The organism is Rheinheimera sp. (assembly GCF_037442525.1).
Lineage (GTDB): Bacteria > Pseudomonadota > Gammaproteobacteria > Enterobacterales > Alteromonadaceae > Pararheinheimera.
In genome coordinates this window covers 76,068-89,170 of the sequence record NZ_JBBIQD010000011.1, presented here as the reverse complement: position 1 = coordinate 89,170, position 13,103 = coordinate 76,068, and the positions used below count along the sequence as shown (strand labels likewise).

Annotated in this window: 10 protein-coding genes; 4 read left to right on the top strand and 6 right to left on the bottom strand. The window is 51.4% G+C overall.

The features are described from left to right. Positions 1–68: 68 nt before the first annotated feature. From WKJ03_RS14970 to WKJ03_RS14945, 6 genes are all read right to left on the bottom strand, one after another. Positions 69–338 carry a hypothetical protein gene (locus tag WKJ03_RS14970; RefSeq protein ID WP_337843039.1) on the bottom strand — a complete coding sequence of 90 codons (270 nt, stop codon included), beginning with the start codon at positions 336–338 and terminating at the stop codon, positions 69–71. Between the two features lie 92 nt (positions 339–430). Then, positions 431–2,551, bottom strand: coding sequence for a winged helix-turn-helix domain-containing protein (locus WKJ03_RS14965; protein ID WP_337843038.1), 2,121 nt, complete (start codon positions 2,549–2,551; stop codon positions 431–433). A gap of 13 nt (positions 2,552–2,564) precedes the next feature. Further along, positions 2,565–4,823 carry a penicillin-binding protein 1B gene (mrcB, locus tag WKJ03_RS14960; protein ID WP_337843037.1) on the bottom strand — a complete coding sequence of 753 codons (2,259 nt, stop codon included), beginning with the start codon at positions 4,821–4,823 and terminating at the stop codon, positions 2,565–2,567. Continuing rightward, positions 4,820–7,258: an ATP-dependent helicase HrpB gene (gene hrpB / locus WKJ03_RS14955; protein WP_337843036.1), complete on the bottom strand. Its 2,439-nt coding sequence runs from the start codon at positions 7,256–7,258 to the stop codon at positions 4,820–4,822. Before hrpB ends, mrcB begins: the two co-directional genes overlap by 4 nt. Positions 7,259–7,371: 113 nt before the next feature. Then, positions 7,372–8,664 (bottom strand): aminopeptidase PepB, encoded by a 1,293-nt coding sequence (gene pepB, locus WKJ03_RS14950; protein ID WP_337843035.1) that lies wholly within the window; start codon positions 8,662–8,664, stop codon positions 7,372–7,374. Positions 8,665–8,722: 58 nt separating this feature from the next. Further along, positions 8,723–9,529 (bottom strand): sulfite exporter TauE/SafE family protein, encoded by an 807-nt coding sequence (locus WKJ03_RS14945; RefSeq protein ID WP_337843034.1) that lies wholly within the window; start codon positions 9,527–9,529, stop codon positions 8,723–8,725. Between the two features lie 234 nt (positions 9,530–9,763). Here WKJ03_RS14945 and dksA point away from each other — a divergent pair, with 234 nt between their 5' ends. From dksA to folK, 4 genes are all read left to right on the top strand, one after another. Beyond that, entirely contained in the window at positions 9,764–10,213 is a 450-nt protein-coding gene (gene dksA / locus WKJ03_RS14940) for an RNA polymerase-binding protein DksA (RefSeq protein ID WP_337843033.1), read from the top strand. Between the two features lie 2 nt (positions 10,214–10,215). Next, complete coding sequence (gluQRS, locus tag WKJ03_RS14935; RefSeq protein WP_337843032.1) at positions 10,216–11,118, top strand: tRNA glutamyl-Q(34) synthetase GluQRS; 903 nt, start codon at positions 10,216–10,218, stop codon at positions 11,116–11,118. A gap of 177 nt (positions 11,119–11,295) precedes the next feature. Then, complete coding sequence (gene pcnB / locus WKJ03_RS14930; RefSeq protein WP_337843031.1) at positions 11,296–12,615, top strand: polynucleotide adenylyltransferase PcnB; 1,320 nt, start codon at positions 11,296–11,298, stop codon at positions 12,613–12,615. Further along, a complete protein-coding gene (gene folK / locus WKJ03_RS14925) occupies positions 12,612–13,091 on the top strand; it encodes a 2-amino-4-hydroxy-6-hydroxymethyldihydropteridine diphosphokinase (protein WP_337843030.1) in 480 nt (159 codons plus the stop codon). Before pcnB ends, folK begins: the two co-directional genes overlap by 4 nt. Positions 13,092–13,103: the final 12 nt, after the last annotated feature.

Genomic DNA, 13,103 nt, shown 5'->3' with positions numbered 1-13,103 from the left:
TCAGCGGTAATGTTGAGACTCTTAAAAAATGATACAAAAAACAAGTCTCAAGCAGTGATAGAAATTATTTATGCAAGTTCAGATGCAAACTCCTGCTTGCAAGTTGGGTAAATAGGGCAGGTATTAGCCATCAATGGCATCTGTTTTTCTTCGGTTTTTACCGTATCTGCAACTTCAGATTGAAATTCTTGCTTACAAATTGGATAGATTGGACAGGTGTTAACCAACCGTTGCTGATATTGAACTTCTAACGCAGATTCAACATTTAAAGTTGGATAGCCCTGAACAGAAGCAAACATAAATAAGGAAACAGCTACTAATTTTACTAAGCTTTTCATCGAATTGACCTCAAGTGGTGATTAGACGCCACTGAGTTTGCTCGACAACCTGAAAATTGAGCTGATGAATTACATATAATTTTTTAATTAATTTATGGTGTAACGTTCAGTACCGCTATATCAATATCTCTGGTATCACCAATAACAAGATAAATAAAACGCTCGTCTGGACTAAGGCTGAAGCGGCTTGTATACAGCTCTGACCCTTCTCCGGTGGCCACTATATTCCGTTCCTTAAAAGAATAAAACAGCACATTGTTGTTATTCTTTTCATCCTGACCACTAAAATAAATTCCTTGTTCAGAAACTTCGATTCGAGGATCGAATACCAGTCTGTTAAGCAATTCAGCAGACAATTCCATTTCTTTATTCTGATACAACAAGCTATATTTTCTGGTTTCCGCATCTCTTGTTAACAAATAATTTCCTTTTCCACTGTGTTCATATAGGTCATCTCCAACAGAAATAAGCTCCGAGCTGTCATTGTCAGGATTGTATTTCATCACCCGCCAACGCCCTAACTGATTGCTTACATAAAAGAAGCTATCGCTGAATGGGTCAACACTAATGTTTTTCATAGGGGAGTTGTCTTCAGCCAAAGCTTTTTTTCCGCCATTTTCAGTAAAGATCCAAAGCTCTTGATCAACCAGCGCCAACAAATAGCGCCCAGATTGGGAAAACTTCAATTGGGAAATAATCACCTGTTTATCAAAATTACTGATCATCTTCTGCTCGCCATTTTTAGAAGATAACCAAATTTGTGGAAGGCCAGTTCTCCTGGATACAACTGCCAAAGGCTTATCAGCTTTTGGATGGACATCAACTAATGTCTCATCGCGATTCGATTTAAACACCGGCTCATTAAATTGTTCTGAGTTAAATACCTTATTGTTGTATTTCTTCACATGATAGGCACCAAAGCGCCCTATACTGCCAATATACTTGCCATCCGGAGCCATCAGGAGTTCATAGATCCTGTTGTCCGTTACTATCGCAGTTTTCTGGACTGGTTCTGCCAGATCAACTTTCTCTATACTGTTGGCAAAGCCCGGAAATAAGATCGTTTGATCATCTTTCGACCAGACAATATCCCCTGGGTAAGCATTTTCTAATTGCAGCAGCATTGCAGTTTCCTGGCTTTTCAAATCCATCAGCCATAACTGCACCGCCTCACTGGCAATATCCCGTAAAAAAGCGATCTGATCGCCTTTATTGGAGTAACGAGCAACAAAATCACCAAAGCCCAAAGGTGATGGTAACAACAGCTGCCTGACGTTCTTGGTTTGAAAATCATAATTGAATATGGCCATCCGTGCTTCTTCAGACTCGGAACTCGAATACAACAAAGAATTCCCATCCGGTGACCAGCTAATTCGGGCTGAAACGCTGTTTTTGCCGCAGTCTGTCAGCTTTTCGTCTTTCAATACGGAGCGGTATTCATCGTCAGCCAGGGTTAATAAGCGGATTTCGCAGCTTTCTCTGAAATGCAGACGTTGGTAAGCAATCTGACGCCCATCCGGGCTGAAACCCGCCCCGAAATTGTCTGTGCCATTGTCCACCAGGGCGTATTTTTGCTGGGTGGTTAAATCCTGCAGCATCAGTGCATGTTTCAACTGGCCGGCTTTGGCATAGCTGTACACCAGATAGCGGCCATCTTTGGACAAGCTTGGGTAGTACTCAAAACCATCCATAGAGGACACCGGAGCCCAATGACCAAACAGGACTTTATCTTCAGTTTTTTCGGGGCCTGGTTGCAGATAAAACCAGCCGAACACCCCGATGATTAGAGCACTGGCAACCCCAACAGCCCACAACCAATGTTTAGCTGTTTTCACTGGTTCAGAGTCAGTAGGCGCAGGGGCTTTGATTTCGACGATTTCCACCGTTGCGATAAAGCGATAACCCCTTTTATTGATCGTTTCGATATAAGTGGGGGATTTCACATCGTCAGACAACACATCACGCAGAATGCTGATCACCCGGGCTATCCGGCCGTCTGTGACCGAACTCAAATGCCAGACTTCTTTTAACAGCTCTTCTTTACTGATCAGACGGCCTGGGTTCAGTAGAAAATAATTCAGCACACTCTGGCACAAATTATCCAGCTCCAGCTTCTGCTGAACCTTTGCCTGTTCATCCAGCTTCACCAGTTTGTCGAGCTGGGGTAAATACCACCAATCCCCAACTTTTAATTGTGCCGAAGGTCTGTTCAATGTGTCTCCGTGTTCAGTCGCAGTCCGATAATGGAAGCCGGGTTATAATCTTAGGCAAAATCAATGCATTATCACAGTAGTCTTCCACTTCCTGACCAGAAAAAACAGAAAAGCGGCCTAATGTTACATCCACAGGTACAGCCCTGAACAAGGAATTCGGAGGTGTCTGGCGGAAGTATTGCGCAAAGAGCGTCAGTGCACCTGAACCACCAGTTAAACCTATCGCTTTGTTGTCATCCCGTCCCAGCCAGATGGTCACCGATGTTTCATGATCAAAACCGGTAAACCAGCTGTCCCGATGATCGCTGGAAGTGCCGGTTTTTCCAGCAAAACGGATTCCGGGGAACTGAGTGGCCAGTGATTTTGCGGTACCACTGCGGGCAGCCTGCTGCATAGCATACTGCAGCAGATAATCGGCTTCTTCTGTAATTCTTTGTTGCACAATGTTTCTGCGCTGATAGATGGTCTGGCTTTGTGGCCCGGTAATGGCCTCAATGGCAGCCAACTGCTGGTATTTTCCTTTATTCGCTATGGTCTGATACAGCTGAGCCACTTCGGCCGGAGTCAGCTCTATCGCGCCTAAAAAGGCCGAAGGTTGCAAGGTTAAATCGCGCTGCAATCCCAGCTGTTGCATACCACTTTTTAATGCAGGTAATCCCAGCATCAATCCCAGCCGCACCGTCGGCACATTCAGTGACTCCGACAATGACTGCAACAGGGTCACATTGCCTCTGAATTTTTTATCGAAATTTTTTGGGACCCAGGGCCCCTGGCTGGTTCGCAACGAAATGGGGCTGTCATCCAGCACAGTCGCCAGACTGAACTCGGCTGGCCTGCTTAAAGCCTGCAAATACAGTACTGGTTTGACAATACTGCCAATTTGCCGCCTCGCATCGAGCGCTCTGTTGTAACCGGCAAAATGCACATCCCGCCCGCCGACTATGGCTTTGTAAGAACCGGCCTGATAGTCCGTCACCACCATGGCTGCTTCAAGCTTATCTGACAACGCACTCAAACGTTGCCGCACCGCTTCCTCCGCCGCCAGCTGAGCCTGTGGGTCCATATAAGTGTAAATTTTTAAACCAGATTGCAGTCTATCCTGCTCAGGAATAATGCTTTTAAGCTCGCGTTTGACCGCATCCAGATAAGCGGGCGCTTTGGCTTTTAAATGTTGCCCCATGGGTATCACTGCCAGAGGCTGCTCAACAGCGGCCTGGTAGTCTGCAGCACTGAGCAGCTGTTCGTCGCGCAGCACTCTGAGTACCAAATCACGCCGATCTTTTGCCCGGGCACCAAAACGGCGCGGATCATAATAGGAGGGGCCTTTGACCAGAGCTATCAGCAGTGCGTATTCGGCAGGTCGCAGTTCATTCAGTGGTTTACCAAAATAAAACTTACTGCCCAGACCAAAACCATGCACTGCATTGTTGTGAAACTGGCCGACAAAAATTTCATTCAGATAAGCTTCCAGAATTTCGTCTTTGCTGTATCTGTAATCCAGTATCAGGGCAATCAGTGCTTCATTCACCTTCCGGATCAGCGTTTTATCTTCCGTCAGGTACATATTTTTTGCCAGTTGCTGGGTCAGGGTTGACCCCCCCTGAACAGTACGGCCAGCCTGCAAATTGACCCAAAATGCCCGTAACACCGACCAGAGCGACACACCGTGGTGCTGATAAAAATCCCGATCCTCGACCGTCAGCAGTGCATCTTTGATCTTTTCAGGTACATCCTGCAGGCTCACCAGTTCACGGTCTTCCTGCTGTTTGGATACCAGATGATGAATCAGCTGAGGCTCAAGCCGCGCCTTGTTGACTGTTTTTTTCAATTGATGATCATAAATGGATGCCACCCGGCCAGCACCAAAACTGACAGTAAAGACCTCCTGCTCATCAAAACCATCGGCAAACTGGGCACTGCGCCGGTAAATAATCACCTGCCCCCCTTTTGTCTGGTACTGGCCTGGACCTGTCAGCTTGTCTACCTTGCGGTACTGCAATAGTTCCAGCTCCTTCAGTAACTGGCCCTGAGTCAGGTTTTTGCCAGGTTTTAACTCCAGACTGCGGGCATAGACCTGTGCAGGAACTTCATACTGATGATTGGAAAACAGCTGGGTAATTTTACTGTCGAGGTAAATCAGGTAAATGCCAAGTGCCAGCATGACCGCCAGGCTCAGTTTAATGCTGAGCCACAGCAGGTAGCGGCCAAAACCTGAGGTCTTTGCTGTGGCTTTCTTTTTTGTCCGGCTGGTTGTTTTGGTTTTGTCTGTCATTGGTGCATAGCTTTTTTGGTTTTATTGGTTGGCATCGCCTGGGCCGGGTCGTCAGGCCAATAATGTTTCGGATACCGTCCCTTCATTTCCTTTTTCACGTCCTGATAGCTGTTGCGCCAGAAACTGGCCAGGTCCTGCGTCAGTTGCAAGGGGCGACGGGCAGGCGATAACAGTTCAATACGTACCGATTTTTTCCCATGAACAACGGTAGGAGTGTCAAGCTGTCCGAACATTTCCTGAATACGGATGGAGAGCAACACTTCACCATCGTCCTGATAATGCAAGGGGATCATAGAGCCTGTAGCTGAACGCCAACTGTCTGGACAGAGTTGCTGCAGTTGCTGCTGGCTCTGGTAGTCCAGCCGTTGCCAAAGCAGCCTGTACAGATCCAGTTTGGTTAAATCGGCCAGCTTATAAGTTCGCCCCAAATAAGGTAACAGCCAATCAGCGGCTTCTTGCAATAAGCTTTGTTCATCCATGGCTGGCAGGCTGCTTGCCGACAGGCGTCGTGCCAGTTCAACCCTGTGTTGCAGCTGTCTGGCCTGCTCAGTCCAGGGTAAGGGAGCCAGTCCCTGTTCCGTCAGATAGGCTAACCAGCCTTGTTGGATATCCTGCTCCGACAATGCCTGCGTCAGAGTTTTGCGTTCCAGCACCAGTTTACCCAGACACAGCTGCTGCTCAGCGATGAAACGCCCGGCTTTGTCATCAAAGCCGACAAAATGCAGCTGTTGTAACTGCGGCTTCCAGTTGATCTTCAGTTCATCCAAAGACCAGGGCACCGCCAGACTGGCAATGGCCGTTTCACGAAACACCACATCGGCCACGACCAGCAGTTCTGCACCCTGCAGGCTGCTGTCCGGAAACAGCTGAACCCCGGCACCATTGGCAAGCAAGTACCCCTTACCGCGTTTTTGCGCAATACGGTCCGGAAAGGCCCGGCTCAGTAATAAAGCGGTCAGATGCAAAGGAAACTGAAATGCGCTGTTGATATTCAACTGGCGGGCCTGCAGCCTGGCCTGTTGTAACAAGGCCGCAGGCAATGGCCGGCTTAGCAGCTGATCCAGGTTCTCCTCGCCACCGGGCCGACGTTGTTCCAATAAGGTCATCAAGACCACGGCTAACCAGGCTGCGCCTTGCTCACCTTGCAGTTCCAGCTCCTGGCCATAGTGCAGCATAGCCGCCAGCCGGGGGTCACTACCTCGTTGCAGTAGTTGGCGGCCAAGCGCAGTAATTTGCTGCTTAGAATCCAAAGCCCCCAGTTGCTGCAACACCCAACGTGCCTGCGACAGATTGGCCGCAGGCGGAGCATCGAGCCAGAACAGCTGTTCAGCAGGACAGCCCCAGGCGGCAGACTCCAGCACCAGACCTGTCAGTTCGGATTGAAGAATGGCAGCTTTGGTATACGCCTGTCGGCGTTGCCACAGTTCGGGGCTGTCAAGCCGGTAACAGAGCCCAGGCCCTAGACGACCAGCCCGACCAGCCCGCTGTGTGGCCGACGCCTGACTGATAGCTACGGTTTCCAGCCGGGTTAAGCCATGCCGCGGATGAAAGACCGCCTCACGCGCAAGGCCGGAATCAATGACCAGGCTGATGCCTTCTATGGTCAGGCTGGTTTCAGCAATATTGGTACAAAGCACTATTTTACGCCGCCCGGCCGGGCTTGGGGCTATCGCTAACTGTTGTTGTTCCAGTGTGAGCGCACCGAGCAAGGCGTAACAATCCAGCCTTGGGTCTTGATGGTGTTCCAGCAAAAATTGCTGAGCTTGTTCGATTTCACGCTGGCCGGGCAAAAACACCAGCAGACTGCCTTGCTGCAGCTGGCTTTCCCGCAGCGCCAACCTGGCACATTGCAGCCAGACAGGCTCGGAGGAAGGAGCCTGATAGCGGATCTCCACCGGGTAACTGCGGCCCTCACTTTGCAACACCGGAGCCTCCAGCTGCTTCGCCATCGCATCCAAATCCAGAGTGGCCGACATAATCAGCAGCTTTAGCTGTTCATTCAACTGCTGTACTTCCAGACACAATGCCAGCGCTAAATCGGCCTGCAATGAGCGTTCATGAAATTCATCGAAAATGATCAGATCGATGCCGGACAGTTCAGGGTCTGACTGAATTTTTCGCAGCAGAATCCCTTCAGTAACAATCAGCAAACGAGTGTGGGCAGAAAACTTCTGTTCATGACGGATCTGATAACCAATACGCTGTCCCAAAGGTTCATTCAGCTGAGAAGCCAGATAAGCCGCAATGCTTTTCGCCGACAGACGCCGGGGTTCCAGCATCAAAATAGTTTTGTGCTGCCATTGTGGCTGTTGCAGCAAAAACAGCGGCAAATAAGTGGACTTGCCTGCCCCTGGTGGCGCAGACAACAGGACTTTGCTGTGACGTTGTAGATGGTCCAGCAGAGCAGGACAAATGTCAGCGACAGGTAAGGTCATCGGGTTCTGCAGTTCAGTTTAGATATACCCATGGTAACGGCTTTTTCCGCTGAACCGAAGCTTGAAAACCCTGACTGCTGAATTGTACAGCAGCCAGCGCTTTAGGAATTGAACTATTCTGCTTGCAGAGTATGGGCGATTAAACGAATGCCCTGGCCTGTGGCACCAGCGCCCCAGAAACCATTGGCACTGCTGTTGAAGGCCGCAGCCAGATCCAGATGCAGCCAGCCTTTGCCGTCATTTGGTACAAAACGGCTTAAGAAACCTGCAGCGTTGCTGGCACCGCCGGTACCCCCGCCTTTAATAGAACGACTGTTGGCCGTATCGGCATAAGGCGAAGGGCACTGCCCCTGATGCCATTTTTCCAGCGGTAATTGCCAGGCCGGTTCTGACACCTGCTCAGCATAGCCCAGTACCCGGCCAGCCAAGGCTTTATCCAACGCAAAAACCGCGTTGTATTCAGTGCCCAACGCCATCATGGCAGCCCCTGTTAAGGTGGCGGCATCAATAATCAACGGCGCTTTGGATTCAGCAGCACACATCAGGCCATCAGCCAGCACCAGACGGCCTTCAGCGTCCGTGTTGACGATTTCGACACTGACGCCATTTTTATAGGTCAGAATGTCGCCCAGCTTGTAAGCACGGCCGGAGATCAGGTTTTCTGCACAGCACAGCACCAGTCGAACCCGTTTGGTTAAACCTTGCAGAATGGCCAAAGCCAATGCAGCCGTGACTGTGGCGGCACCGCCCATATCGCATTTCATGGTGACCATGCCTTCACTGGCTTTGATTGAATAACCACCGCTATCGAAGGTGATGCCTTTACCTACCAAAGCAGCAGCCACTGGCGCATCGGCCTGGCCTGTCGGGTTGTAATCCAGCACCAGCATCGCCGGATCACGGTCGCTGCCTCGCCCTACGGCGTGCAACCCGACCCAACCAGCATCCAGCAAGGCGGTACCCGCAATCACCTGCGAGCTGACACTGCCTTGGGGTGCCACAGAGGTGATAAAAGCAGCGGCCTGCTCGGCCAGCACCTGCGGTGCTAACTGGTCCGGCGTCTGGTTAATAATGGCTTTGGCCCAGCTGAAACACTGGTGCAGCTGCTGCAGTTGTTGCTGTTCGGCTGCAGAGCCGGTCCAGCCGACAGCGCCAAGCTTTTTCGCATTACAAAAGCCCTGATACAAAGCCCACTGCGCATCGACAGTCCAGCCTTCACCCACCAGTTGCAATTGCTGTATACCCAAGCCGTCCAGCTGACGACCGGCTTTTTGCACTGAGCGCAGTAAATCATTGGCGTTGGCATGCAGCTGATAACCGGCAGCAGCAGGCGTGAGTAACACATTTTTACCCCAACGGCTTTCCGCCGCCTGGGTGCCAAAATAAAGTTGAATGGATTCAGACATCACAAAATTCCTATAACTGCAGGCCATGGCCTGCCAGACGGGCCAAGTTTATCACTTTTTAGAGGGCCACTAATACGCTATGCAACATCTTGGCGCTCAGCAGCACCAGTAATGCGGCAAAAATTTTCTTTAAGGTACTGACCGGCAGCCGATGCGCCAGCTTCACCCCCAAGGGGGCTGTGAAGAAGCTGACCACTGAGATACAGACCACGGCAGGCCAGTACACATAACCACTACTGTACTGTGGTGTGTTCTCTACCGCCCAGCCTGACCACAAATAGCCAACAGTTCCCGACAACGCTATTGGCAAACCCACTGCAGCCGAAGTGGCAATGGCATTCTGCAGCCGCACATTGCACCAGGTTAAAAAAGGCACCGTCAGCGAACCACCGCCTATGGCAACTAAGGCAGAAATACCGCCTATGCTCAGCCCGGCCAGGCTGAGCCCACCCCAGCCCGGCAGCTGACGGCTGGCTTTGGGTTTCACATTCAACAACATTTGCAAAGCGATATAACTCATAAAACAGCAGAAAAACACCGCCAGCGCGACCGAAGGTAAAGCACCGGCTATCAGCGCTGCGCCTATAGTACCAGCCACTATAGCCGGGCTTAAACGCCAGACTACAGGCCATAAAATGGCCCCATGCTGGTGATGACTGCGGATACTGGAAACAGAGGTCAGCACTATAGAGGCCATGGATGTCGCCAATGCCAGATGGACAGACTGGTCGCCCAAGCCCTGGGCTAAAAACATGGAGGTCAGGACCGGCACCATAATACCGCCGCCGCCCACCCCAAGCAGACCGGCAAAAAAACCTACCACAGCCCCCAAGGCTAAATAGGCCAGCCACCATTCCCACAGCATCGCCATCTCCATCATGATAAAAATCAATATTTTAATCAAAGATACCACGAAATAACCTGTTGAATTCCGGCGCCAGACAGAGAAAAAGTGTTCAAAATTTCGAAAAGCGGATGACGCTGCCCCTTTGCCTCTGTATACTTCGGCCGCTTTTTTAATAGTGATTGCGGCTGACATAAATTTCTGCTATCACTAGCCGCCAACTTTTTGCTTGGCACTGTTTTACAGGAGATGATCATGCCAGAAGGCAAAACCATAACAACTCTGGGTCTGTTGGCCCTGGCCGGTGTTGAGCCCTACCAGGCAGCACCAGGCGAAGAGTATATGAACTCAAAACAGCTGGAGCATTTCCGTAAAATTCTGGATGCATGGCGTCAGCAGTTACGTGAAGAAGTCGACCGCACCAAAAACCATATGGCGGACGAAGCAGCCAACTTCCCGGATCCGGTCGACCGTGCCGCTCAGGAAGAAGAATTCAGTCTGGAATTACGCGCCCGGGATCGTGAGCGTAAATTATTGAAAAAGATTGAAAAGACACTGCAAAAAATTGAAGACGAAGATTTCGGTTATTGCGATACCTGTGGTATCGAAATTGGTATCAAACGTCTGGAAGCCCGTCCAACAGCCGATATGTGTATCGACTGTAAAACACTGGCGGAAATCAAGGAAAAACAACTGGGCGGCTAACGATGCCTGAGTTGAACTCCCGCTACAGGGGCCGGTTTGCGCCATCGCCATCCGGCCCTTTGCATTTTGGCTCCTTAGTCGCGGCAGTCGGCAGCTATCTGCAGGCCAAATCCCAACAAGGCGACTGGCTGGTCCGGCTGGAAGATATTGACCAGCCCAGGATGGTCAAAGGGGCTGCCGATGCCATTTTGCGCAGCCTCGAACTTTATGGGTTGCACTGGGATGGTGATGTCTGGGTGCAAAGCCAGCGCTTAGAGCGTTACCAACAGGTACTGAACCAATTAAGCCAGCAGCAGTTGGTCTATGGCTGCGACTGCCCCAGAGCCAGAACGTCCCAACTCGCGCAAGGCTACGATGGCCATTGCCGGCAACGTCTGTTGAGCCAGGGGTCTTTGGCGTACCGGCTGAAAGTTCCGCCGACCGCCACTGAATTTACCGACCTGCTACAAGGTCAAACTTTGGTCCCTGCAGCTCTGGCGCAGGAGGATTATATCCTTAAACGTCGCGACGGCCTCTTTGCTTATCAGCTCGTGGTGGTGGTGGATGATATCGACCAGGGCATCACCCAAGTGGTACGGGGCGCCGATCTGATTGACGTCACCACCCGCCAGCAGGCGCTGTTTACCCTGTTGGGCGCTCAGGCACCTTCTTACCTGCACCTGCCTCTGGCGGTGAAAGAGCCAGGCTTTAAACTGAGCAAACAAAACCATGCGCCCGCTATTTCGGACTGGCCCATCAGCCAAACACTGAGCACGGCGTTAAGTTTTCTGGGCCACCCTCCCCCATCAGAGCTGAAAGGCGCCCCCGTTCATACATTATTACACTGGGCGGTCTGTCACTGGGATCTGGCTGCTGTACCTGCAGTCAGAGAATTGCCACTCACCATGACGCTTCCTGCGCTTTAACCTTTCATTTTCTCCTTACGCTGCGGTATCATAAGCCGCTTTTTTCAGCGCTTGTTCAGGAGCATTATCATCATTTCGCGTGTTTTGGAATTCTGCCGCCGCACTTTCGGCCAGAGAGCATCAGAGGCAGCCGTCAAGGTAAAAGACGGTGAAAAACGCAGCACAGTGTTGCCTGCGATGAAAAAAATCCCCCGTGACGCCCATGCAGTGTCTCGCAAAGATATCAGCCCTAATGCGTTAAAAGTCTTGTACCGGCTGAAAGACGCAGGTTATGAAGCTTATCTGGTCGGTGGCTGCATCCGCGACTTGCTGCTGGGACTGAAACCGAAAGACTTCGATGTGGTCACCAATGCGCACCCGGAGCAAATCCGCCAGGTATTTAAAAACTGTCGGCTGATTGGCCGGCGTTTCCGTCTGGCGCACGTGGTGTTTGGCCGTGAAATCATCGAAGTAGCGACCTTCCGTGGTCACCACAGCGGCGATGAAAGCACCCCGAAATCCAGCCAGAGCGATGCCGGCATGATCCTGCGTGACAACGTCTATGGCAGTATCGAAGAAGATGCAGAACGCCGCGACTTCTCGATCAATGCACTGTATTATTCGGTCAATGATTTCTGCATTTATGATTTTGCCAACGGCATTGAAGCCATAGCCGAGCGCAAAATTGAACTCATTGGTGACCCCGAAACCCGTTACCGCGAAGACCCGGTACGGATGCTGCGTGCCGTTCGTTTTGCCACCAAACTGAATATGCAAATCGCCCCGGACACACTGGCTCCCATTCAGGAGCTGTCGGTGCTGCTGAAAAACATCCCTGCTGCACGGATGTTTGAAGAAGCTCTTAAGCTGTTCCTGGCTGGCAAAGGCTTTGACAACTTTATGCTGTTGAACGAGCTTGGCATCATCAAGCAAATTCTGCCTGGGGTAGCAAAAAGCCTGAAACAGGACAGTGAAGGCAAAATGCTGCAGCTGATCACCAGCGCCATGCAGGACACCGACGAGCGGGTTGCTATCGACAAACCTGTGACACCGGCTTTTACCTTTGCGGCTTTGTTATGGTACCCGGTGGAAGTGCGGGCTCAGACCTTACTGATTGAAAGCGGCCTGAACGAGCTGGACGCCTTTAATATTGCCATGATGGAAGTGCTGGACGACGTGCAGCGCAGCATCGCAATCCCGAAACGCTTTACCCTGACCATCCGCGATATCTGGTCTTTGCAGTCCCGTTTAAGTAAAAGAGCTGGCCGCCGTGCTTTTAAGCTGCTGGAGCAGACAAAATTCCGCGGCGCTTACGATTTCCTCTGCCTGCGGGCTAAAGCCGAAGGCGGTGATTTACTGGAGCTGGCCCAATGGTGGCAACGCTTCCAGCAGGAAGATGAAGCCGGCCGGGAACAACTGGTGCAGCAGTTGGGTAAAGAAGGCATTGAACGTCGGCCAAAACGCCGCCGTTCTTACAACAAAACCCGGCGCCCCCGCACCGATCAGAGCGGGTCATGATCCGCTGTTATATCGGCCTTGGTGCCAATCTGGACCAACCAGTGCTGCAGCTGGAACAGGCGGTGCTGGCGCTCAGGCAGCTGCCTGACACTGAGCTGGTTGCCGTTTCGGATTTCTATGGCTCCAAGCCTATGGGACCGCAGGACCAGCCGGATTATGTCAATGCAGTGGCAGCGCTGAATACCGAACTGGCCCCGGAAGCCTTGCTGGACCAATTGCAACAGATTGAACAGCAACAAGGCCGGCAACGCAAAGCCGAACGCTGGGGCCCCCGCACACTGGATTTAGACCTATTACTTTACGGCAACCAGTGCATCAACACAGAACGCCTGACCGTGCCGCACTACGGCATGAAACAACGTGAATTTGTGCTTTACCCTTTGCACCAGTTGGCTCCCGCTCTGGTCTTGCCGTGCGGAACCGCACTTGCCAGCCTGCTGGAGCTGGTCCCTGAAAAGGGCCTGACGATACTTTAACCCTTGCTGGCA